Origin of the sequence: Magnetospirillum sp. 15-1 (genome assembly GCF_900184795.1) — a bacterium.
Lineage (GTDB): Bacteria > Pseudomonadota > Alphaproteobacteria > Rhodospirillales > Magnetospirillaceae > Phaeospirillum.
Map to the genome: position 1 here is coordinate 100,564 of NZ_FXXN01000018.1, position 23,411 is coordinate 123,974.

Here is a 23,411-nt window from a genome sequence, read left to right on the forward strand (position 1 = left end):
TTGCGGCACCGCGCCGCATGCAAGAATACAAATGGTGTTTTTCATCCTTGAAATGGTGTTTTTCGCCACCTATCGTCGCACAAACTGCCTAATAGTGTCGTTTGTCACCCGCTGGTGTGGGGGCGGACTTGCAAGGGGGGATCGTTCTCATGCGTGCTTTCAACCGTTTCCTGCTGGCCGGAACATCGCATCTGGCAATTCTCGTGATGGGCGCCGGAGGGGCGTGGGCGGATTGGGAAGCGGCCCAGACCAATCCCACTTCCCCCGTTGCCGGCCCTGTTACCGGTCTCAATGCGGCCAACGGCACTGACGGAACCGCCGCCATCGGGGAAGATCCCGCCGTGAACGGCACCCACGGCAACAGCAGCGCTGGTATTCTCGTCACCAACAGCAATGCCAGTCTCACCGTGAGTAGCGGCAGCGTGACCGGCGGTATCGGTGGAAACGGTGGTGCCGGAGCGGGCAACGGGTCCATCGGTGGCGATGGCGGGAGCAGCGTTGGCATTATGGTGATCGGTCAGAATGCCCAGATCACCGTCCGCTCCGGCGCTACGGTTTCGGGCGGGACCGCTGGCGCGAAGGGAAGCGGCGGCCTCTACGACGGTGGAAGTTACGGCGTCCGGGTCGAGGGTGCCAACACGAGCGTGACCGTCGAGTCGAACGCCACTCTCACCGCCAACGGGACGGGCGTTTCCGTGGCCAACGGCCTCTATTTGCAAGCGGCAAACGTGACGGTCGTCAACCGTGGGACTATTACGAGCGCCTCGAACCAAAACTCGCAAACCGGCGCCCTTGGAATGGGGGATCAGAATTCCAACGCCACCATCACCAATTACGGCAGCATTATCGGAAATGGGACATCTGCCGTTGACAATTGGAGTGGAACGGCCTCGCTGACCAACGCTTCCGGTGGCGTCATCGAAGGGAGGACGGCAATTCATGCCGGACCGACCGGCAGTCTGACACTGGTCAACAATGGTACTATCCGCGCAACTGGCAACGAAACAGCGATCTCGCTGAGCGATTCGACTCAAGAGAACTCCATCACCAACAACGGCACCATCATTGGCGATATCCAACTGGGTGTGGTCAGCGGCAGCGACCATTTAGTCTACCTGAATAAGGGCAGCACCCTAACCGGCAGCATCTATGCCTTGCAGTCCGGTGAAGGCAATGTGGTCGTCGGCAATTCGGGCGCAGGCATCGTCACGTTGAATGGCGATATTGGCGACGTCGGCACGCCGATTCACTCCTTGACCGTAGCCAACGGTGCTACACTGAAATTTGCTCAAGATTCCAAGATTTATGCCGGAGGTATTAGCTCTTCCAACGGCATGACTTTCGACTTCGATACATCTCGGATCGAGTATCATTATTATAGTTCAGTTGGCTACACAGAGACTGATAGCGGCGCTGGTTATTTCAAAACCACCATCAATGCCAATACCAGAAAGCACGGTTACATTGTGGTATTTGCCTAAAATGGCGGCGCCGGCTCCAATGTTCATGTGCCGATCATTGTTCCTACCGTCGTTGGAGCGGTGACGACTGGCTCGCAATACGTGATTATGCAAGATATTCCGGGGCGCACGGCTTCGAATAGCCTCAGCGTCATCAATTCCGGCGGCTATCGTTGGACGATCAGCCAGGTAACCGGCACGGGACAGGCCGATACCGACGGTGTCAGCATGGTAAACGGCTCAAACAACATCGTCATCACCGCCGACCATCAGAACGCCGCTGGCGCCGCCAGCGGCACCAATGGTGCTGGTGTTGCCGCCATCGCGTCGTATTCTGGTGGCAACGCGGCCATGACGGCGCTATCCCAAGCCGTCAACAACCTGACCTCCGCCGCCGAGATCGAGAAGGCCGGTGCCCAGTTGCGCCCCTCGGCCAACGGCGCCACCGCCCAGGCGGCGCTGGGGGCGGTGGGCCAGGCGGTCAACACCATCTCGGTGCGCACCGACAGCGTGCGCTCCGCCTCGGCCGAGACCGGCGGCGGCACGGGTGTTTCCTCGGGCGAAATGCTGCGCGGCCTCGGCGTGTGGACCCAGGCCTTCGGCTCGGTCGCCACCCAGGATCGCCGCTTGGGGATCGACGGCTATACCGCCGACACCTATGGACTGGCCTTCGGGGCCGACGCCAAGGTGGCCGAACCGCTGCGCCTCGGCCTGTCCTTCGCCTATGCCCGCACCGGCGTCGATGACGCCGGTGCGCGCGAGGGTTCGGGCCAGACCATCAATTCCTATATCGGCAGCCTGTACGGCACCTATACGGCGCCACGCTGGTACCTGGATGGGGCGGTGACCTACGGCCATCACAGCTATGACGGCACCCGCGTCATCAACATCGCCGGTGCCGCGCGGCAAACCGCCAAGTCGTCCTATGGCGGCAACCAGTACGGCGCTAAGGCCGAACTGGGCGTGCCCTTCGCCGTGGGGGCGGGCGTCACCCTGACCCCGCTGGCCGGCCTTGCCTACAACCACCTGCGCCAGGACGGCTACACCGAGAAGGACGCCGCCGCCGCGCTGACCGTCGGCTCGTCCAACACCGATTCCATCAAGTCCAGCCTGGGCGCCAAGGCGTCGGCCACCATCGCCCAGTGGCGCGAATGGAACGTCAGGCCCAACGCGCGGGCCGTCTGGAGCCACGAGTTCAACACCAAGGCCCACGACCAGACCTCGGCCTATGTGGACGGCGGCTCGTCCTTCACCAATACCGGCACCGATGCGGCCAGCGAGTCCTTCACCCTGGGGCTTGGCGTCGACCTGGCCTCGGTGCGCAACACCACCCTGTCGGCCAAGTACGACGCGGGCCTCAGTGACCGCTATGTCAGCCACACCGGGTCGCTCCAGGCCAGGATGGAGTTCTGAGCATGAGGCGGCGGACGGTCTCTTTCCTCGTTGTGCTCGCTCTGGCGGCGCTGAGCGGGTGCGCCACCCTGGACCGTGACGCCAACGCGGATGCCATCGCCGGGCCGGCCGGCATGCAGCGGATGATCATCAAGACCGATCTATTCGTCCTGACCACCTTTGCCCGCATCCGCGATCCGGGACGGCCCGTCACCATCTATGTCGAGGGCGACGGGCTGGCCTGGCTATCACGGACCGAGCCGTCACAGGACCCCACGCCGCGCGAGGCGCTGGGGCTGCAACTGGCCGCCCTTGATCCGTCGCCCAACGTGGTCTATCTGGCCCGTCCGTGCCAGTTCACCGCCAGAGCCAAGAATCCCGCCTGTGATATTCCCTATTGGACGGGCAAACGCTTCGCTCCAGAGGTGATCGCTTCCATGGGACAGGCAGTGAGTCAAATCGCCGCCCGGGTGCCGGGGCAGAAGATCAACCTCGTCGGGTATTCCGGCGGCGGTGCGGTCGCTGTGCTGGTGGCGGCGAACCGCCAGGACGTGGCGACCATCCGAACCGTCGCCGGCAACCTGGATCACGCCGAGGTCAACCGGCTCGCCAAGGTCTCGCCGCTTTCCGGCTCCCTCAATGCCATCGACATGGCAGGTCAAGTGGCGAAAACACCGCAAATCCATTACAGCGGCGCCGCCGATACGGTGGTGCCGCCCGCCATCGCCGAACGCTTCCGGGGCGCCGCTCCGTCCCCCTGCATTGCCACAAAAGTGGTTGCCGGTGCTTCCCACGAGACCGGATGGAAAGAGCGATGGACCACATTGGTCAACATCCTTCCAACCTGTATGCCGTCCTGAGAGACTCTGCCCCGGCCGGCCCGGGTCGACGAAAAGCTCTTGACCGATCAGTCAAGCACATACTACCCTGAATGAGATTTGATTTTCTGGGACGTTTCTCCATGGGCCGCCCGTCGCCCGACACCAAGCAGATTTTGATCGATACCGCACTGGCACTGATCTGGATGAGCAGCTACGGCTCGGTCAGCGTCGATGACATCTGCAAGGCCGCCGGAGTGAAGAAGGGCAGCTTCTACCACTTCTTCCCGTCCAAGGTGGATCTGGCCGTGGCCGCCATGGAGCACTCCTACCACGAGGTCAAGCCGCTCTACGACACCATCTTCTCGCCCGACACCCCGCCGCTCCGGCGGTTCGAGCGCATGATGGAGGTGGTGATCGAAAAGCAGACCGAGACCTTGGAGAAATACGGCCGGGTCTGCGGCTGTTCCGACACCTCGCTGGGATGCGAGATGGCGGGTTTGGAGGAGCGCATCCGCATCAAGTTCGAGGAATTGGCGAGCCGTAAGAAGCGCTATTACGAAAACGCCCTGCGCGACATGGTGGCCGAGGGAACCCTGCCCCCCGACACCGACGTCAAGGCCAAGGCCCACGAGATTTTCGCCTATCTTCTGGGGCAGATGACCCTGGCCCGGATTCAGAACGATCTGGACCTGCTCAAACGCGATCTGAGGCCGGGCCTGCTGGGACTGCTGGGTATTCAGGATAAGGCCGTTTCTGCCGCCTAGCGTACCGTTTTGCCATTGCTTTGCCGACCGGGCACCATGCCGCCCGGAAGAGTTGGACGGGGGCCGCCGCGCCCCACGCCGCCCGAGGGCGGTATTTTTTGGATCATCGACTAGACTGACCGGTCAAATACTAGGGTATTATGCCTCCTGGCCTGCCGGTCATAGACATCGAAGGAGTTTTCCATGACCGCTTCCCCCCGTTTCGCCAAGGGCCGCTTCTTCGGAAAGGGCAGAGCCCTCCTTCTCGCCACCGTCGCCCTGGCCGCCCTGGGCGGCGGCTCGGTGCTGCTTAGGGGCGCTCCCGGCCAGCCGGCCCAGGCCGCGGCCGCCCAGGCGGTTCCCGTGACCGTGCAGACCATGACACCGCGCAATGTCCAGGTCTGGTCGTCGTTCTCGGGCCGCATGCGGGCGGTGGACTTCGCCGAGATCCGGCCCGAGGTCAGCGGCCGCCTCACCCAGGTGCGCATCGCCGACGGCCAGACGGTCAAGGCCGGCGACGTGCTGTTCGTGATCGATCCCGCCCCCTTCGAAGCCGCCCTGGCCAAGGCCGAGGCCAATCTGGCCACCGCCCGGACCAATGCCGTCTTCGCCCGCACCGAGCTTGACCGGGCCGTCAACCTGATCAAGACCGAGGCCATCGCCCAACGCCTCTATGACGAACGCGCCAATGCCGACAAGGTGGCCCACTCCTCGGTGCTGGCCGCCGAGGCCGAACTGAAGCAGGCCCGCATCAACATGGACCACGCCTACGTCAAGGCACCCATCGCCGGGCGGGTCAGCCGCGCCGAGATCACGCTGGGCAACGTGGTGCAGGCCGGCCCCGGCGCGCCGCTGCTGACCTCCATCGTCTCCAATGACGGCATCTATGCCGATTTCGAGGTGGACGAGCAAACCTACATGAAGGGCATCCGCGCCCAGGACGGCTCCCGCGACAAGGAGCGCCGCATCCCGGTCCAGATCACCGTGCGCGGCGACGAGTCCCATCCCTATCTCGGCACCATTCAAAGCTTCGACAACCGCATCGACACCGCGTCGGGGACCATCAGGGCCCGCGCCCGCTTCGACAACCGGGACGGCGCCCTGATGCCGGGCATGTTCGTCTCGGTCAAGGTGGCCAGCGGCGGCGACGAGCCGGCCCTGCTGGTACAGGAGCGCGCCATCGGCAACGACCAGAGCAAGAAGTTCGTCTATGTGGTCGGCGACGACGGCAAGGTCGCCTATCGCGAGGTCGGGCTGGGGCCGCAGGTGGAGGCAAGCCGCATCGTCCTGAGCGGACTCAAGGCCGGCGAGAAGGTGATCGTCGACGGGCTGCAGCACATCCGCCCCAACATGCCGGTCACCGTTCAGGAGGCCTCGCTGGGCGCCAACGGACGCGATATCGCCGCCAACTGAGCCGCCGCATCCCCGCTTCCCGCTTTTGCCGCCCTCGTCGCGAGAAGGCCACGCCATGACTTTGTCCAAATTCTTCATCGACCGCCCCATTTTCGCCGGGGTGATCTCCACCGTCATCCTGCTGGCTGGCCTGATCTCCATGGTCCTGCTGCCCATCTCGGAATACCCCGAGGTCGTGCCGCCCTCGGTGATCGTCAAGGCCCAGTTCCCCGGCGCCAACCCCAAGGTCATCGCCCAGACCGTGGCGACGCCGCTGGAAGAGCAGGTCAACGGCGTCGAGAACATGCTCTACATGTTCTCCCAGGCGGCCAGCGACGGCACCATGACGCTGACCATCAGCTTCAAGATCGGTACCGACCCCGATCTCGCCACCCAGTTGGTGCAGAATCGGGTCAACCAGGCCCTGCCCCGCCTGCCCGAGGTCACCCGCCAGTTGGGCGTCACCACGGTCAAAAGCTCGCCCGATCTGACCATGGTGGTGCATCTGACCTCGCCCAACGAACGCTACGACATGCTGTACCTGCGCAATTACGCCCTGCTCAACGTCAAGGATCAGCTGGCGAAGATTCAGGGCGTGGGCAGCGTCCAGCTGTTCGGGTCGGGCGATTACGCCATGCGCATCTGGCTCGATCCGGAAAAGGTGGCCGAGCGGGCCATGACCGCCGACGAGGTGGTCGCCGCCATCCGCCGCCAGAACGTCCAGGTCGCCGCCGGCGTGATCGGCGGGCCACCCTATGGCAACGGCGTCGAGCTGCAGTTGCCCATCAACGCCCAGGGGCGCCTGACCGATGCCGACCAGTTCGCCGAGATCATCATCAAGCGCGACGGCGGCGTGGTCACCCGGCTGAAGGACGTGGCCCGGGTCGAGATCGATGCCGCCCAATACGGCCTGCGCTCGCTGCTGGACAACAAGCCCGCCGTCGCCATTCCGGTGTTCCAGTCGCCGGGCTCTAACGCCATCGAGATTTCCAATCAGGTCCGCGCCACCATGGCCGAACTGAAGAAGAATTTTCCCGAAGGCCTGGATTACGCCATCGTCTACGACCCCACCGTGTTCGTGCGCGGCTCCATCGAGGCGGTGGTCCATACCCTGCTGGAGGCGGTGGCCCTGGTGGTGCTGGTGGTGATCCTGTTCCTCCAAACCTGGCGGGCTTCCATCATTCCGCTGCTGGCGGTGCCCATCTCCATCATCGGCACCTTCGCGGTGATGCACGTCTTCGGCTTTTCCATCAATGCCCTGTCCCTGTTCGGGCTGGTGCTGGCCATCGGCATCGTCGTCGACGACGCCATCGTGGTGGTGGAGAACGTCGAGCGCAACATCGAGAACGGCCTTTCTCCCCGCGACGCCACCATCAAGGCCATGGGCGAGGTCACCGGCCCCATCATCGCCATCGCCCTGGTGCTGTGCGCGGTGTTCGTGCCCATCGCCTTCATCAGTGGACTGACCGGTCAGTTCTATCGCCAGTTCGCCCTGACCATCGCCTTTTCCACGGTGATTTCCGCCTTCAACTCCCTGACCCTGTCGCCGGCGCTGGCGGTGACCCTGCTGCGGGGCCACGGCGCCCCCAAGGATGCCCTGACCCGAGGCATGGATCGGGTGTTCGGGCGCTTCTTCGCTGGCTTCAACCGGGTCTTCCACGGCGGCTCACACGCCTATGGGCGGGGCGTCACCGGCATCCTGGGGCGCAAATCGGCCGCCATGCTGCTCTATCTGCTGCTGCTGGGCGCCACCTATGTGGGCTTCCAGGCGGTACCGCCCGGCTTCGTGCCGACCCAGGACAAGCAATATCTGGTCAGCTTCGCCCAGTTGCCCGACGGCGCCACCCTGGAGCGCACCGAGACCGTCATCCGCACCATGTCCGACATCGCGCTGAAGGAACCGGGCGTGGAAAGCGCCGTGGCCTTCCCGGGCCTCTCCATCAACGGTTTCATCAACAGCCCTTCGGCCGGCATCGTCTTCGTCACCCTGAAGCCGTTCGAGGAGCGTCGCTCGGCCGAGTTGTCGGGCTTCGCCATCTCCCAAAATCTCCAGAAGAAGTACCTGGGGGTGCAGGACGCCTTCATCGCCATCTTCCCGCCGCCGCCCGTCCAGGGGCTGGGCACCATCGGCGGCTTCAAGCTGCAGGTGGAGGACCGCACCGACCAGGGCTACGAAGCCCTGGACCAGACCATGAAGGCGGTGCAGGCCAAGGCGGCCCAGACGCCGGAGCTGGCCCGCGTCTTCTCCAGCTACAAGATCGGCATGCCCCAGCTCTATACCGAGCTGGACCGCACCAAGGCCGCCCAGTTGGGCGTCGACGTCCAGGACGTGTTCAGCGCCATGCAGATCTACCTGGGCTCGCTCTACGTCAACGACTTCAACAAGTTCGGCCGTACCTATCAGGTCATCGCCCAGGCCGACCGCCAGTTCCGTTCCAGGCCCGACGACATCTTGAAGCTGCAGACCCGCAATTTCGAGGGCCGCATGGTGCCGCTGGGCTCCATCGTCCGGGTGACGGAGACCACCGGCCCCGACAGCGCCATGCGCTACAACGCCTTCCGCTCCGCCGACGTCAATGGCGGTCCGGCGCCGGGCTATTCCACCGGTCAGGCCCAGGCGGCCATGATCCGCATCCTGGACGAGACCCTGCCCAAGGGCATGGGCTACGAGTGGACCGAGCTGACCTATCAGCAGATCCTGGCCGGCAACACCGCCATACTGGTGTTTCCCATCTGCGTGCTGCTGGTCTTCCTGGTGCTGGCGGCCCAGTACGAAAGCCTGTTCCTGCCCGCCGCCATCATCCTGATCGTGCCCATGTGCCTGCTGTCGGCCATCACCGGCGTCTGGCTGACCGGCGGCGACAACAACATGTTCACCCAGATCGGGCTGTTCGTGCTGATCGGCCTGGCCTGCAAGAACGCCATCCTGATCGTCGAGTTCGCCCGCGAGTTGGAGATCGCCGGCAAGGGCACCGTGGAATCCGCCATCGAGGCGGCGCATCTGCGGCTGCGCCCGATCCTGATGACCTCCTTCGCCTTCATCATGGGGGTGGTGCCGCTGGTGCTGTCCTCGGGGGCCGGCGCCGAGATGCGCCACGCCATGGGCGTCGCGGTATTCTTCGGCATGCTGGGCGTCACGTTCTTCGGCCTGTTCCTCACCCCCGTCTTCTACGTCCTCATGCGCGCGCTGGAAAAGCGCGTCACCGGAACCGAAAAGGTGCACCACCATGTCTGAGCGCAAGTTCACCCCCCTCGTCCCGGTGCTGGCCGGACTGCTGCTCGCCGCCTGCACCAGCCCGGTCGGACCGCAGGAGTCCGGGATCGAAACCCCGTCCCTGTGGAGCCGCCTGACCGGGTCCGCTCCGGCCAAGGCCGATCCCGCCGCCCCGCTTGTCCAAGGCTCCGACGCCGAGGTCGAGCAGAACTGGTGGCGGCGCTTCGGCGACCCCACCCTGGACACCCTGGTGGCCGAGGCCCTGGCCGGCAACCAGACCCTGGCCATGGCCAAGGCACGGGTGGAGGAGGCCGAGGCGGCACGCGGCCTCGCCCGCTCGCGCCTGCTGCCCGACATTTCCGCCGCAGGCAGCGCCCAGCGCGCCAATCAGGGCTATACCACCGGTGATAAGGCGGTGAGTGTCGCCGAAATCGACCTCAAGGCCACCTGGGAGCTGGACCTGTTCGGCCGCAACCAAGCCCGCATGGCCGAGGCCTCCGCCCTGCTGCAATCGGAGGAGGCGACGCGCCAGGGCGTGCGGGTGGCTCTGCTGGCCGAGGTGGCGCGGACCTATTTCGACCTGCGCGATTCCCTGCGCCAGATCGAGTTGACCCGGCAGAACCTGGGCACCCAACGCCGCACCCTGGAGATCATCCGCGCCCAGCGCCAGGGCGCCCTGGCCAGCGATTTCGACGTACAGCGGGCCGGCGCCCGGGTCTCGGCCACCGAGGCCCTGATTCCGACCTTGGAGACCACCCGCGACGTGGCCCTGAACCGCCTGGCCGTACTGCTGGGCCGCCCACCCGGCGGCCGCGATACCCTATTGGCGACCCTGTCGCCGATCCAGCCGCTGGATTCCGGCATCGTCATCGCCGCCCCGGCCAAGGTGCTGGCGGCCCGGCCCGACGTGCGCGCCGCCGAGCGCCGCTTCGCCGCCAGCCTGTCGGCCAAGGACGCCGCCACCGCCGAACTGTTCCCCAACATCTCGCTGGCCGCCCTTTTCGGCGCCCAGACCGCCACCCCGCTCAACGCCACGCCCTGGGGCATCGGCCTGAGCCTGGTCCAGCCAATCCTCAATTTCGGCCGCATCGAATCCCAGATCGACGCCGCCGACGCCCGCCAGCGTCAGGCCTTCCTGGCCTATCAGCGCAGTGTGCTGGAAGCGCTGGAGGACATGGAGAACGCGCTGTCACGCTATGGCCACGAAGCCGGCCGCAACATCGCGCTGACCACCGGCGTAGCCCAGAACCGCCGCGCCTCGGAACTGGCGCACACCCAATACACCAACGGCTATACCGGTCTGCTCGACGTCCTGGTGGCGGAACGCGACCTGTTGGACGCCGAAGCGGCTCAGGCCTCCTCCGACACCGGCCTCCGCCGGAATCTGGTCGCCATCTATGCCGCGGCCGGCGGCGGCTGGAATGATCGCGCCGACGGCAGGTAGAGGGTCCATGACGACCCGTTCCCCTGCCCAGAGGCTGGGTCTCGTTTCGGTTTGATGCCCGAAATGGGCAGTGATGGCGATATTGGCCGGGGCATGCTCCGGCCAACATCGCGTTCGTGATCGTGCGGCAACCTTCCGCCGGGGTGGCGCCGCCGAAGCTCTCGGCGAAGCCGTTTTCGTCCAGCGCGACGTAATGCCAATCGACTCGACGGTCCATGCCCCCTCCCCGGGGCCGCCCGGATCGAGTCCCGGCGAGCGGGGCGAAATCATCGCCCCCCCTAAAGCCTTCGACTTTTGAAACGCCGAGGTTTGGACCTTGGGCGCCGGTTCGCCCGCGGGCGGCCAGAGACGGCCCGAGTCTCAGGGCCGTAACGGGAATTCCCCCTATGAATTAAGTGTCCGCACCAATTGTTCCCCCTCCATCGGACACCGTAGAATTTATGTAAGTTTGCACAGCAGACATCCGTCGCAAAAAGACGACGGAATAAAACAGGCAGGAACATTCAAGTCAGACAAGGCAAGACGTGAAAATACCCCTCATTACCGAGATTCAGAGATTCAGCCTGCAAGATGGCCCCGGAATCAGGACTACCATTTTCCTTAAAGGGTGTCCTTTGCGCTGTCCGTGGTGCCACAATCCTGAAACACAGGATACCAGGCGGGAGATGTTCTATTACGAGAACCGCTGCGTCGGCTGCGGTCGCTGCGTCGCCGTTTGCTCCACCGGGGCGTCAACCCTAGTCGACACCGGCGGAAAATCCCCCACCCTCGTGGTGAACCGCGACAAATGTGATCGCTGCCTGCGCTGCGCCGCCGTCTGCCTGACCGAGGCACGGGGCATCTCGGGTCAGGCCATGACGGTCGACGAGATCCTGCGCGAGGCCCTCTCCGACAAGCCCTTCTACAAGAACAGCGGCGGCGGCGTGACCCTGAGCGGGGGCGACCCCCTCATGTATCCCGAATTCGTCCTGGAACTGGCCCGCCGCCTCCATGACGAGGGGGTTCACCTCGCCATGGAGACCTCGTGCTTTCCCAAGCACTGGGAGACCATGGAACCGCTGGTCGAGCATACGGACCTGTTCATCGTCGACCTCAAATGCCTGAACGCCAAACGGCACGAAGAGGTGGTCGGGTGGCCGCTGCAACCCATCCTGCGCAATCTGAACAACCTGTTCGAGCGCAACGCCACCGTCCGCATTCACATCCCGGTCATCCCCGGATTCAACGATTCCGAGGAGGATTTCCGGGACTACGCCGAGTTCCTCGGCGCCTACGCCGACCGGCTGAACGGCGTCGATATCCTGAACTACCACTCCTATGGCGAGGGCAAATACGCCGCCCTGGGCCGCATGGAGACCTACAAGTTCGCCGGCGTGGCGGAGAACCCGGCCGAAGTGGTTCTGCCGCTCGTCAAGGCGCTGAAGGACAAGGGAATACCCGGAATCACGGTTGGAGGACTGGTCGGCATCACCTGCAATCGATGACGGCCACCGACCAACCCAAGACAAACAATAGAAGCCCGATAATACGCGACAAAGGAGAAGTCCAATGACCAGTTGCAATAATTGTGAATTCTTCAATCCCGTTCCCAAGGACGCCGACGATTACGAAGCCGGGAAGGGCGATTGCGTCACCGAGAAGGCTGACGAGAAGGGCAGGTATTGGCTGTCCCGCCCGGTCTTCGAGGGCAGCGCCTCCTGCAAAAGTTACAGCAAGCGCTAAGGCGCCTTAGAAAACAGGGAGAACCAATATGACCGCCAACGTCCTGGAATACCGTGGCAAGGTTCTGAATTTCACGCCGGAAAATCTGGCCGAGGTCAACATTCCGGCCGAAGAGTTGCACGAGCACCTCCAAAATCCGTCCACCGAGCGGACCAAGCGCCTGAAGGCCCGTTGCCGCTGGAAGCACGCCTCCGCCGGTGAGTTCATCGAGAAGGGCGTCACCGCCGGCATCGAGCGCATGCGCCATATCACCGAGGCCCACAAGGCCAGCGTGGGCAAGCCGGAAGTCATCCGCCGCGCCCTCGGCCTCAAGAACATCCTGGAGAAGGGAACCCTGTGCCTGCAGCCGGACGAGTTCATCGTCGGCTACCACGCGGAAGATCCCAACATGTTCCCGCTCTATCCGGAACTGTCCTACATGGCGGTTCAGGATTACCTGCTCAGCGACTATGCGCCGCAGCCGACATCGGAAGCGGCCGAGATCAACGACTACTGGAAGCCCTACAGCCTGCAGGCCAAGTGCTCCCCCTATTTTGATCCGACCGACCTCGGGCGCATGTTCCAGGTCAGCTCCATGGAGGCGCCGTCCTTCGCCTCGGGTTACAACAGCATCGTGCCGCCTTACGAGACCGTGCTCGAAGACGGCCTGCTGGCCCGCGTCAAGCTGGCCAAGTCGCACATCGAACAGGCCCAGGCCGAGATGGGCGCGTTCCCCTGGAATGGCTCCAAGGGACTGGAGTGGATCGAAAAGATTGACAACTGGCAGGCGATGATCATCGCCTGCGAGGCGGTGATCTCTTGGGCCCGCCGCCACGCCCGCATGTGCAAGATCGTCGCCGAGAAGTTCGAGGCCGATCCCAAGCGCCGGGCCGAACTGCTGGAAATCGCCGATATCTGCCAGCGGGTGCCGGCCGAGCCGTGCAAGGGCCTGAAGGATGCCTTCCAGGCCAAGTGGTTCACCTATCTGATCTGCCACGCCATCGATCGCTACGCCAGCGGCTACGCCCACAAGGAAGACACGCTGCTGTGGCCCTACTACAAGGCCAGCGTCGTCGACAAATCCTTCCAGCCGATGACCTACGAGAACGCGGTCGAATGGGTGGAAATGGAGCGGCTCAAGATTTCCGAGCATGGCGCCGGCAAGTCCCGGGCCTACCGGGAGATTTTCCCCGGCTCCAACGATCTGTTCATCCTGACCGTCGGCGGCACCCTCGGTGACGGCTCCGACGCCTGCACCGACATGACCGACGCCATCTTGGAAGGCGCCAAGCGCATCCGCACCACCGAACCTTCGATCGTCTTCCGCTATTCGAAGAAGAGCCGCGCGAAGACCCTGAGGTGGGTATTCGAATGCGTCCGCGATGGCCTTGGCTATCCGTCGATCAAGCACGACGAAATCGGTACGGCGCAGATGCTCGAATACGGGGCCTACAGCCTGACCGGGAACGGCGCCACCCCCGAGGAAGCCCACAACTGGGTCAACGTGCTGTGCATGTCCCCCGGTCTCGCCGGTCGGCGCAAGACCCAGAAGACCCGTTCGGAAGGCGGCGGCTCGATCTTCCCGGCCAAGCTGCTGGAGATCACCTTGAACGACGGCTACGACTGGTCCTACGCCGACATGCAACTCGGCCCCAAGACCGGTCAGGCAACTCAGTTCAAGACCTTTGAAGACCTCTGGGAAGCCTTCCGCAAGCAGTACCAGTACGCCATTGCCTTGTGCATCCGCGCCAAGGACGTCTCGCGCTACTTCGAGGGCCGTATCCTGCAGATGCCGTTCGTCTCGGCCATCGACGACGGGTGCATGGAACTGGGCGTCGATGCCAACGTCCTGTCGGAACAGCCCAATGGCTGGCACAACCCGATCACCACCATCGTCGCCGGCAACTCGCTGGTCGCCATCAAGAAGCTGATCTTCGACGACAAGAAGTACACCATGGAGCAGCTCGTCGAGGCGCTGAAGGCCAACTGGGAAGGCCACGAGGAGATGCGTCTTGATTTCAAGAACGCTCCCAAGTGGGGCAACGACGACGCCTATTGCGACGAGATCATCAAGAACTTCTACGAGGATATCGTCGGCGGCGAGATGAGCAAGATCACCAATTATTCGGGTGGTCCGGTTCGTCCGACCGGTCAGGCGGTCGGCCTCTACATGGAAGTGGGCTCGCGCACCGGCCCGACCCCCGATGGCCGGCTGGGCGGCGAGGCGGCCGACGACGGCGGCATCTCGCCCTATATGGGCACCGATAAGAAGGGGCCCACCGCCGTTCTGCGGTCCGTGTCCAAGGTTCAGAAGAACCAGAAGGCCAATCTGCTGAACCAGCGGCTCTCGGTGCCGATCATGCGCAGCGCCCATGGCTTCGACATCTGGCACGCCTACATGAACACCTGGCACGACCTCAACATCGACCACGTTCAGTTCAACGTGGTCAGCACCGAGGAAATGCGGGCCGCTCAGCGTGAGCCGGAGAAGCATCACGACCTGATCGTGCGCGTGTCGGGCTATTCCGCCCGCTTCGTGGATATTCCGACCTATGGTCAGAACACGATCATCGCCAGGCATGAGCAGGACTTCTCGGCCAATGACCTCGAGTTCCTGAATTGCGACCTCTGAGCCGACGGTAACCGAAGGGCGTCCGGTTGGTCCGGACGCCCATCTCCCCCGGCTTTCATTTCATTCTCACGTCTCATGTTCGGAAGGTAATTCATGACCATGACCCAAGCGTCCACCTCCGCTCCGGCCAATGCCCAGCCCGCCGTGCAGATGCACCGGGAGGAAGGAACCAGCCGTCCGTGCAGCATCTGCAAGTGGCAGACCCCCGACCCGACCGATCCGATCCGCGGCCAGTGTACCGTCAACCGCCATGCCAACGGCGGCGTGTGGAAGCGCTGGATTCGGGATGCGCTCAACACCACCTGCGGCCGTCATGAGGAAGGCAAGCTGTCCTTCCGTGACCACGTCTGAGAACGTCGATTGCATAAAATCGGAACCGTCGGGGATCTGAATTCCGGCGGTTCCGGGGACGTCGCACATTCAACGGTTTTTCCTATCTAGGTGTTCCATGAAGACTATTCAGACCATCGGCAGCGCCAGCGTGTTTGTCCCGGAAGAAGACCCCTACTACTACGTCAGCAACGAGACCATCAGCTTTCTCGACAAGATCCGTAATATCTCGCGCAAGCATCCGGTCAACGTTCTGGTGGTGGGCAAGCAGGGGTGCGGCAAGTCGTCGCTGGTCCGCCAGTACGCCGCCACCCACAAGCTGCCGCTGGCCACCTTCCAGATCGGAATTCTGTCGGAGCCGGGCCAGTTGTTCGGCGAATACGCGCTGGAGAACGGCGAGACCCACTACAAGCAGTTCCTGTTTCCCCAGGCGTTGCAGACTCCCAACTGCGTCATTCACCTGGAGGAGATCAACCGGCCGGAGCACCCCAAGGCGCTCAACATGCTGTTCTCGATCCTGTCCGACGACCGGCAGGTCTGGATGGATGAGTTGGGGCTGCTGAAGGTGGCCGATGGCGTGGTGTTCTTCGCCACCCTGAACGAGGGCGACGAGTTCGTCGGCACCGAACTGCTGGACCCGGCACTGCGTGACCGCTTCTACGTTATCTCCATGGACTATCTGCCCAACGAGGTGGAAATCGAGGTTCTGGAGAAGAAGGCCGGCGTCACGCCGGAACAGGCCGTCGAGATCATCAACGTGGTCAACAGCCTGCGCGCCAGCCCCGATCTTCAGGTGGATGTTTCCACCCGCAAGGCGCTGATGATCGCCGAGATGATCGCCGCCGGCGGCAGCCTGCATCAAGCCATCAGCGCCAGTCTCCAGACCGACCGCTCGACCTTGGAAGCGGTCTTGCAATCGCTGCACGTCAACCTTGGCAAGGTTGAGCGGGGCAAGACCGAATACATGGTTTTCTCGTCGAAGTACTAGGACATCCCATGCCGCATACTCCTCCCGACGATACCCCTCCCAAACGATTCGTCATCGCCGACGAGGGGGGCAATTCCGACTTCTGGCGGCGGAACAAGTCGCCGGTCGAGCCCATCGAACTGGCGAAACTGCTGGTGGCGGTGCGCAAGATGACGTCCTTCGTCGGACGGAACGTCGGCGACGTGGTGTGGTCGGGCATGGAGGTCGATCACGCCATCGCCCTCGACCCCACTCCGATCATGGGCCACTACCCGGTGCCGGCCTCCAAGGTCGATCTGATGGTCGGCCTCGCCGTACAGGAGGCGTTCAAGCGGACCGAGTGGAGCGAGCGCGTACTCCAGCGCGCTCGGGAAAAGGCCGCAGTAGCGCCGCAGTACGACTACAAGTTCGGCCTGTTCCTGCGGCTGTGCGAAGACGTTTACGTGGACACTCTGGCCAATGCCAGTGTGTTGGGGGAATACGCCGAGGCGGCGCGGGTCTGGCGCATCGCCCGCAACCGGCGCGAGCTGCTGTCTCCGCCCTCCCTGTCCGAGGCGATGCATCTGTGGTGGGCGATGGCGGCCAACCGTGATGCCGATCTCTATCGGGCCGGCTATACCGACCGGACCGTCAGCGGTGTCCTCAACACCCAGGCGCTGGACAAGTTCTACACCAAACCCATCGACGTGCTGAATCGCATGGTCGCCGCCCTACGGACCGACTGCGCCGCCGCCGGCGGCGTCGCCGAACGGGTGGATTTCCGGGTCGACCTGTATCTGGCGGTGTGGAAGCAGCTATTGCCTTTCATCCGCTTCTGGCCGGGCGACCGCGGCGACCGCAGCCTGGTCCCCGATTTCTGCGACGACGACATCGCCATGGAGGAGGAGGACCGCAAGGCGGTCAAGGCCACCATCGTCAGCTATGCCCAGATGATCGAGCGGGCGCTGCCCACCAAGAACCGCGATTTCACCGAGGAACTGAAGGACAACGTCGACAACATCGACGATGTGGTGAAGATCGAGGGCAACGACGTGGTGATGATCGCCGCCGACCGCATCGATTACGATCTCCTGCGCAAGCTGGAACGGGTGGTGGGGGCCGCCGCCCAGCGCAACAGCAGCTTCAACCGTGGCCTCAAATCCGGCAAAATCCACGCCCGCCGCCTGTACCGCGCCCATACGACCGGCGCGGTCTTTCAGGAAAAGCGGCACGAATTCGATCTGCGCAACGACGTGGTCGTCCTGGTCGATGCCACCGGCTCCATGGCCGATCCCACCAAGTGGGATCGGGCGGAATCGACCTATCAGACCCTGTTTACCGCCATTCGCCGTTTCAACAAGCGGGCCAGGCTGTTTGCCTATAACGAGGTCAAGGACGCCTGCCGCATCACCGAGCTTTATCGCGGCGATACCATGCTGACCATCCTGCCCCACGGCAAGACGGCCTCGGGCGAGGCCATCATCGCCACCGGGCTCAGTACCCGCAAGACCAATCGCCGGCGCCTGATGATCCATATCACCGACGGCGCTTCCAACTGGGGCTGCGGCGTCGGAGAAGCGGTGGCCTATTGCCGGCGCCACGGCATTTCCCTGCTGACCCTGGGCATCGGATGCAGCCCGTCGGCCAAGCAATCCCTGCGCGACGAATATGGCAGTCTGGTCCAATTCGCCGAAAAGAATGATGAGCTCCCCGCAATGGTCGCCACCCTTCTGCGCCATGAAAGGAGAGCCTGACGGCCATGCGTACCGCCGCCTTGAACGATATTCTCGACCGGGAATGGGCGATGTTTTCCCAGGTTCGCAGCAGTCGTCCCGTCCAGTGTCAGGGATCACCGGAAACCTTTCGCTCGGTTCGGGGCAGTCTGTTCGCCATATGGAGCTATCCCATGCTGGAGGCCTATCGCCTTGACCTGATCGCGGCCGAACGGCAGGGACGCAATCTCCTGACCGAGAAATATGCCCGCATGGACGACCTGATCGAGCCATTGAGCCTCAATCCGCTGATCGAGGTCATCGTCGATATCGAAACCGAATGGCAGCGCGAATTGCGCGACCGTTATCCCACTCTCTCCAGTTTCTGCTGCCGCCGCACCGATCTGTCCGAGGATGGCTCGGATTTCGCGGTTTATCTGCATTGCGAGTTGGAAACCTACGGCCCGGACACCCTCGACCTCTATTACGACAACCTCAAGGCCGCCTTGGATGAAGGCCGTAACCTCGCCATCGAAGCCCTGGGGCAACTGGTTCAGGCTGCGGGATATGACCGTATCGAGCAGGCCGAGGCTATTCTGGCCGCCGAAGGGAGGCGGTCATGAGCATCACCGTCACCTTGAATTTGCTGGGAGTCCGGCCCTTCCAATTGCTGGAAGAGACCATGAGCTTCGACGAGAGCGAGGCCCCCACCCTTGCCGACCTCATTGGCCGGGTCGATCAGCGCAACCCCGGCTTCAGCGCCGCCATGCTCGACGACGCCGGGCGGCTGTCACGACAATTCGCCTTTCTCATCAATGGCCTGAATGCCGAGTATTCCGGTGGAACCGCCGCGCCGCTGGCCGCCGGCGACGTCATCAACGTCATCCCGGCCATCGCGGGCGGCTGAGGAGACAGCACATGATCATCGACAGACCCGGATCACATTTCGTCTTCGTGCTTCCCGCCGCCCACATCCGCGAGCGCTACAATTACATCAATTTCCGGGGACAGCCGCTGACCAATCGGCAGTACCTGGATTTCTGGGGAAAGTGGCTGATCTTCGGCCACCGCGACCAATTGGATGATCTGGCGGCAAGGCTCGACCCCTTCGTGGAAGCCCACCAGGTTCCCGCCGCCAAACTGGACCGCAAGCTCATCGACGAGTTCGGCCTCGACCGTTGCGTCATGTGCGTCTACTGCCATTTCGAGGACCGGGAGGCGGTATGGGACATTCTGGCCGGCCTGGGGGTCAGCGACAAAGCCTGGATGTTCGAGCGTGAGACCATGGAAAAGTGGCTGCCCGGCGGGGTCAATCTGGAACGCTGGATCAGCGGCCGGGGCCTGGATGCCAAGCAGGCCGACGAGGTTCGCAGATCGGCCGACGCCCGTTTCAAGCGATGGTTCTCCTGCGACGACGCCATCTTTACCGGTATCGAGCAATAGCATGAGCGTCCCCCCCGATTCCTCCCGGGCATTGGAGCGCCACCGCCTGCGCCTGCGCGAACGCCGCTTCGTGATGTCCGAGCACGTGGTGCGCAGCCTGATGAGTGGATCGCTCACGGTCGCCGATATCGTGGCGACCGTGCGGGGAGGAACCATCATCGAGGTTCACACCCATGCCCGGCGCGGAACGAGTTTGCTGCTCGCAGCCCGCTGCGGCGACCGGCCGGTCCATGTCATGTGCGCCGACGGCGTCGACGACTGGCTGGTGATCCCGTTCGCCTATGTCCCGGCCCGACCGGTCTGGGCGACGCCGGGGCGGCGCAATCCCAAAGGAGTGCCGGAAATGAACGGCAAATTCACCAATTGTTATTTCTGCGGCGGAGAGATCAAGACGGTGACGGTGGGAAACTTCGACTACCGCAAGGAGGGAGTTCTCTACGTCATCAAGAAGGTTCCCGCCGGTCTTTGCGTGGAATGTGGTGAGAAATACATCGAGCCGGCCGTCGGCGAGCGGATGGATTTCATGATCCAAAACAGCCTGTTCACCACCACCGAGCCGGTGAACGTCATCGAATTCCCCAGCGACTCATAGCGATCGGCCGGAGACCAAGCATGGATTACAGCTATCCCGAAATCGACCAGCTCGCCACGCTGCTGGAGGCCGAAATGAAGGGAAGCTCGGTCGATCCGGCGGAGTGCCGGCGACTGGCATCGCGATTGGCCGAACTGTACCCCGAGATCGCCGGCAGCATGAGACAGATCCTGGTCAGGGACTGTGGCCCGGGCATCTCACCGCCCCGGAACGGGGAAGGCGGAAATGAACGGGCTTGATCTCGCCGAGGACTACTGGCGGCGGCACGGCAGGCCCTGGCTGGAGGAGAAATATGCCCCCTGGCGCCACCGCATCGCGGTCGGATTGGTGGGGGACGGCTCGGACTGCCTGGGGTTCGACGACGAGTATTCCCGTGACCACGATTGGGGGCCTGGCTTTTGCCTTTGGCTGACCCACGAGGATCATATGGAGATCGGCGACGCCCTCGGACGCGACTATCGGGCGTTACCGCCCACATTCAACGGCTTCACCCGCCAGACCAGCGAATGGGGCGGGGGCCGAGTGGGCGTGTTCGAGATCGGCTCCTTCTACCGCGGCTTCATCGGCCGCCCCGGCATCCCCGAGACCCTGGCCGACTGGTTCAGAATTCCCGAGAAGAATCTGGCGGCCGCGACCTCCGGCCGGGTTTTCGCCGATGAGCTGGGAGACTTTTCCCGCATTCGCCAGGGATTGCTGGCCTTCTATCCCGATGACGTCCGCTTGGCCAAGATCGGTGCCCGCTGCATGTCGGCGGGACAAGCCGGGCAATACAATCTGCACCGCAGCATCCAGCGCGGCGATCCGTTCGCCGCCCGATACGCGGAAACCAAGTTCTGCGCCGATGCCCTCTCGCTGGTCTATCTGCTCAATCGTCGCTACGCCCCCTACTTCAAATGGCTGTGGCGCGGCCTGGCCGAACTGCCCATCCTGGGTCCCTGGCTGGCCGAGGCCGTCGCCGCCCTCGTCGCGGCCGACGATCCCGGCCATAAGACGGCCGCGGTGGACGCCATCTGCGCCCGCCTCGTGGCGGCCTTGGTCGCCGAGGGCCTGAGCCATTCCTCGAGCCGCTTCCTGGTGGATCACGGCCCGGTCATTCATGATCGGATCGCCGATCCGTCCTTGCGTGCCGTCAACGTCTGGGTGGGACCTTAAGACCATGGGAAATGTCCTGGTGATCGGCGGCAGCTATTTTGCCGGCCGCGTCTTCGTCGAAGAGCTGACGAAGCACGGCGACGTCAACGTCTATGTATTCAATCGCGGGCGCCAGCCGCTCGGCATGCCCACGGTCACCGAACTGAGGGGGGACCGCGACCGGATCGAACAGGTTGCCACGGCCATTCCTCCGCTGGATTGGGATACGGTCGTGGATTTCTGCGGCTACGAACCCGCCCAGGTGATGTCGCTGCTGGATCACCTGCCGGGCAACGTCCGCCAGTACATCTTCATCAGCACCACCACCGTCTATGACCGGACCACGCGATTGCCGGTGCGCGAGGACGCGCCAAAGCTCGCCGCCCCCCAGAAGGAGTTGGGAAGTCAGTCCCGGTACGGCTTCGATAAATGGCTGTCGGAAATTGCCGTGCAGACCGAATGCGAGCGACGGGGAATCGCCTTCACCATTTTCCGCCCGGCCGTCATCTACGGCTATTACAACTACGCCCCGCGCGAGAGCTATTTCTTCGACCGTCTGACCAGCCACCGTCCCATCGAAATCCCCGAGCACAATCTGTCTTTGTTCAGCGTCATCTGGGTCGTCGACATGGCGCAAGCCCTGATCCGCGCCTTGGGCGAACCCCGAGCCTTCGGTAAGGTCTACAACCTGGCTTCGGACGAGTTGATTTCCTACGGGCGGATCATCGACGTTCTGGGCGAAATCACCGGCAAGACCGTCGAGACCCTGGCGCTGCCCACCCGCGAGATCGAGAGGCGGGGGCTGCCCCTGCCCTTTCCGCTGACCGAACACCTGATCTATAGCGGCCAGGCGGCGGCCGAGGATTTTGGCCTGGCCTATACCCCCTTCGCCGCCGGCATCCGGGAGTCCTTGAAGTATTACCTGATGATCCGACGGGCCGCCCGCGCCCGGGACGGATCATAAGCATGGACGCCGATCTGATCCTGGACAATCTGGTCGCCCTGCCGGCCATGGCCGGAGGCGCCCCTCCCCGGATGATCGCCATCAAGGGCAATCGCATCGTGTATGCCGGCTCCCGCGATGCCCTGGCCGATCTGGCGGCCCTGGGCACCCGCGTGGTCGATTGCGGTGGCGGTCTGGCGGTGCCCGGCTTCAACGACGCCCACTGCCATCCCATCGCCCATGCCGCCACCTTGCGTCATGTGGATTGCTCACCCGCCAGCGTCACCGATATCGCCTCGCTGCAGGCGGCCTTGCGTCGGTCCACCGCCCATCCCTGGGTACGGGCGGCGGGCTGCGACGCGGCCGCCCTGGCGGAAGGGCGGCTGCCCACCCGCCAGGAACTCGACGAGGCCGTGCCCGACCGGCCGGTCGTGCTGGTCGCGCAATCGGGGCAGAGTTGTGTTCTCAACAGCATGGCCCTGGCCAGATGCGGCTTGGCCGGGGCCGGAATCGCCGAGGGCGTCCTTGTCGGCAACGACAGCCGCCTCGCCGCCGCGTTGCCGCCCATGACCGCCGACGAGATCGAGGCAGGTCTTCGCCAAGTCAATCGCCTCTATCTGGAGAACGGCATCACCTCCTTGCAGGACACGAGTTGGAGCAACGGCCATCGCCACTGGATGGCCGCGCGCCACTTCAAGGATCACGGCCTTTTGGCGCCAAGGATAAGCATGCTGGTCGGGGCGGATTCCCTGGATGAATTCGCCGGTCTGGGTCTGAGGACGGGCATGGGGGATGATCATCTGCGCCTGGGCGCCATGAAGATCGCCCTGGACGAAAGCACCGGCAATTGCCATCCCGCCCAGGAAGAAATCGACGAGATCGCCTTGCGCGGCCATCTCGCCGGCTTTCAGCTTTCCTTCCATGTGCCCGACGTCACCATGCTGCAGCGCAGCCTGAACGCCCTGGCGCTGATCCGGAGGCTGTCCCCGACCCCTTGCATCCGGCCGCGCCTCGAGCATTGTTCGATCTGCCCCCCGCATCTGCTGCCCGCCATTGCCGAAGCCGGGGCGATTGCCGTGCTGCAGCCCAATCTCCTGGCGGCGGCCACCGCCCCCGGCTGCCTCAGCCATCTGGATGAGGAAAGGTTGCGTTGGATCGGCCCGATCCGATCCATGCTGGCGGCGGGAATCCCGGTGGCCTTCGGCTCGGACGCCCCGCTCACCCCGTGCCCGCCGCTGCCGGCCATGGCCGTGGCGGTCACCCGCCGGGTGAAGGGCCGCGCCTGTCTGTCCGCCTCCGAATCCATTTCCCTCGAAGCGGCTCTGGACTGCTATGGCCGCGCCGGAGCGTTCTGCTCGGGCCGGGAGCAGGACGTCGGGGTCATCGCTCCCGGCATGCTGGCCGATCTGGCCGTGCTGGACCGCGATCTTCTGGCCCTGCCGCCCGATCAGATCGCCGAGGCCAAGGTCGTCATGACCGTATTGGACGGCGAGGTGGTGTGGGAGGGCTGACGTC

At 63.9% G+C, this 23,411-nt stretch carries 21 protein-coding genes and 1 pseudogene; 21 read left to right on the forward strand and 1 reads right to left on the reverse strand.

What is annotated here, in order from left to right:
- The first annotated feature begins 149 nt into the window (after positions 1–149).
- The 7 genes from CP958_RS04685 to CP958_RS04715 all read left to right on the forward strand — a co-directional run bounded on the left by CP958_RS04685 (position 150) and on the right by CP958_RS04715 (position 10,466).
- Positions 150–1,481, forward strand: coding sequence for a hypothetical protein (locus tag CP958_RS04685; RefSeq protein ID WP_141400413.1), 1,332 nt, complete (start codon positions 150–152; stop codon positions 1,479–1,481).
- A gap of 87 nt (positions 1,482–1,568) precedes the next feature.
- Positions 1,569–2,873 carry an autotransporter outer membrane beta-barrel domain-containing protein gene (locus tag CP958_RS04690; RefSeq protein WP_096700831.1) on the forward strand — a complete coding sequence of 435 codons (1,305 nt, stop codon included), beginning with the start codon at positions 1,569–1,571 and terminating at the stop codon, positions 2,871–2,873.
- A 2-nt stretch (positions 2,874–2,875) separates the two neighbouring features.
- Positions 2,876–3,712, forward strand: a complete 837-nt coding sequence (locus CP958_RS04695) for an alpha/beta hydrolase (protein WP_096700832.1) — start codon at positions 2,876–2,878, stop codon at positions 3,710–3,712.
- Positions 3,713–3,813: 101 nt separating this feature from the next.
- Positions 3,814–4,437, forward strand: coding sequence for a TetR/AcrR family transcriptional regulator (locus CP958_RS04700; RefSeq protein WP_096700833.1), 624 nt, complete (start codon positions 3,814–3,816; stop codon positions 4,435–4,437).
- A 183-nt stretch (positions 4,438–4,620) separates the two neighbouring features.
- Entirely contained in the window at positions 4,621–5,829 is a 1,209-nt protein-coding gene (locus CP958_RS04705) for an efflux RND transporter periplasmic adaptor subunit (RefSeq protein ID WP_096700834.1), read from the forward strand.
- Positions 5,830–5,884: 55 nt separating this feature from the next.
- The gene (locus tag CP958_RS04710; protein WP_096700835.1) at positions 5,885–9,043 is read left to right on the forward strand and encodes an efflux RND transporter permease subunit; all 3,159 of its coding nucleotides are present in this window, start codon (positions 5,885–5,887) and stop codon (positions 9,041–9,043) included.
- On the forward strand, positions 9,036–10,466 hold the full coding sequence (locus tag CP958_RS04715) for an efflux transporter outer membrane subunit (protein WP_096700836.1): 1,431 nt from the start codon (positions 9,036–9,038) through the stop codon (positions 10,464–10,466). The genes CP958_RS04710 and CP958_RS04715 overlap by 8 nt, the downstream gene beginning before the upstream one ends.
- Positions 10,467–10,496: 30 nt before the next feature.
- Here the strand turns inward: CP958_RS04715 and CP958_RS26845 are convergent.
- Positions 10,497–10,680, reverse strand: a pseudogene (locus tag CP958_RS26845) (hypothetical protein); the annotation flags it as partial.
- 310 nt (positions 10,681–10,990) lie between these two features.
- On the opposite strand from CP958_RS26845, the gene bssD reads away from it, so the two are divergent.
- The 14 genes from bssD (at position 10,991) to CP958_RS04785 (ending at position 23,407) form a co-directional block, all read left to right on the forward strand.
- Positions 10,991–11,950: a [benzylsuccinate synthase]-activating enzyme gene (gene bssD, locus CP958_RS04720; protein WP_096700837.1), complete on the forward strand. Its 960-nt coding sequence runs from the start codon at positions 10,991–10,993 to the stop codon at positions 11,948–11,950.
- Positions 11,951–12,014: 64 nt separating this feature from the next.
- Complete coding sequence (locus CP958_RS04725; protein WP_096700838.1) at positions 12,015–12,188, forward strand: benzylsuccinate synthase gamma subunit family protein; 174 nt, start codon at positions 12,015–12,017, stop codon at positions 12,186–12,188.
- 28 nt (positions 12,189–12,216) lie between these two features.
- Positions 12,217–14,799 carry a glycyl radical protein gene (locus CP958_RS04730; protein WP_096700839.1) on the forward strand — a complete coding sequence of 861 codons (2,583 nt, stop codon included), beginning with the start codon at positions 12,217–12,219 and terminating at the stop codon, positions 14,797–14,799.
- A gap of 93 nt (positions 14,800–14,892) precedes the next feature.
- Complete coding sequence (locus tag CP958_RS04735; RefSeq protein ID WP_277948862.1) at positions 14,893–15,150, forward strand: benzylsuccinate synthase beta subunit family protein; 258 nt, start codon at positions 14,893–14,895, stop codon at positions 15,148–15,150.
- 97 nt (positions 15,151–15,247) lie between these two features.
- Positions 15,248–16,117: a MoxR family ATPase gene (locus tag CP958_RS04740; protein ID WP_096700840.1), complete on the forward strand. Its 870-nt coding sequence runs from the start codon at positions 15,248–15,250 to the stop codon at positions 16,115–16,117.
- An 8-nt stretch (positions 16,118–16,125) separates the two neighbouring features.
- On the forward strand, positions 16,126–17,829 hold the full coding sequence (locus tag CP958_RS04745; RefSeq protein ID WP_096700841.1) for a vWA domain-containing protein: 1,704 nt from the start codon (positions 16,126–16,128) through the stop codon (positions 17,827–17,829).
- Positions 17,830–17,834: 5 nt separating this feature from the next.
- Positions 17,835–18,410 carry a DUF4125 family protein gene (locus CP958_RS04750; RefSeq protein ID WP_096700842.1) on the forward strand — a complete coding sequence of 192 codons (576 nt, stop codon included), beginning with the start codon at positions 17,835–17,837 and terminating at the stop codon, positions 18,408–18,410.
- Complete coding sequence (locus CP958_RS04755) at positions 18,407–18,694, forward strand: MoaD/ThiS family protein (RefSeq protein ID WP_096700843.1); 288 nt, start codon at positions 18,407–18,409, stop codon at positions 18,692–18,694. The genes CP958_RS04750 and CP958_RS04755 overlap by 4 nt, the downstream gene beginning before the upstream one ends.
- 11 nt (positions 18,695–18,705) lie before the next feature.
- Positions 18,706–19,230, forward strand: a complete 525-nt coding sequence (locus tag CP958_RS04760) for a hypothetical protein (RefSeq protein ID WP_096700844.1) — start codon at positions 18,706–18,708, stop codon at positions 19,228–19,230.
- A gap of 1 nt (position 19,231) precedes the next feature.
- Positions 19,232–19,822, forward strand: a complete 591-nt coding sequence (locus CP958_RS04765) for a DUF4258 domain-containing protein (RefSeq protein ID WP_096700845.1) — start codon at positions 19,232–19,234, stop codon at positions 19,820–19,822.
- Between the two features lie 20 nt (positions 19,823–19,842).
- Entirely contained in the window at positions 19,843–20,061 is a 219-nt protein-coding gene (locus tag CP958_RS04770) for a hypothetical protein (RefSeq protein ID WP_096700846.1), read from the forward strand.
- Positions 20,048–20,974: a DUF4037 domain-containing protein gene (locus CP958_RS04775; protein WP_096700847.1), complete on the forward strand. Its 927-nt coding sequence runs from the start codon at positions 20,048–20,050 to the stop codon at positions 20,972–20,974. Before CP958_RS04770 ends, CP958_RS04775 begins: the two co-directional genes overlap by 14 nt.
- Before the next feature lie 4 nt (positions 20,975–20,978).
- The gene (locus CP958_RS04780) at positions 20,979–21,917 is read left to right on the forward strand and encodes an NAD-dependent epimerase/dehydratase family protein (protein WP_096700848.1); all 939 of its coding nucleotides are present in this window, start codon (positions 20,979–20,981) and stop codon (positions 21,915–21,917) included.
- Between the two features lie 2 nt (positions 21,918–21,919).
- Positions 21,920–23,407 (forward strand): amidohydrolase family protein, encoded by a 1,488-nt coding sequence (locus tag CP958_RS04785; RefSeq protein ID WP_096700849.1) that lies wholly within the window; start codon positions 21,920–21,922, stop codon positions 23,405–23,407.
- Positions 23,408–23,411: the final 4 nt, after the last annotated feature.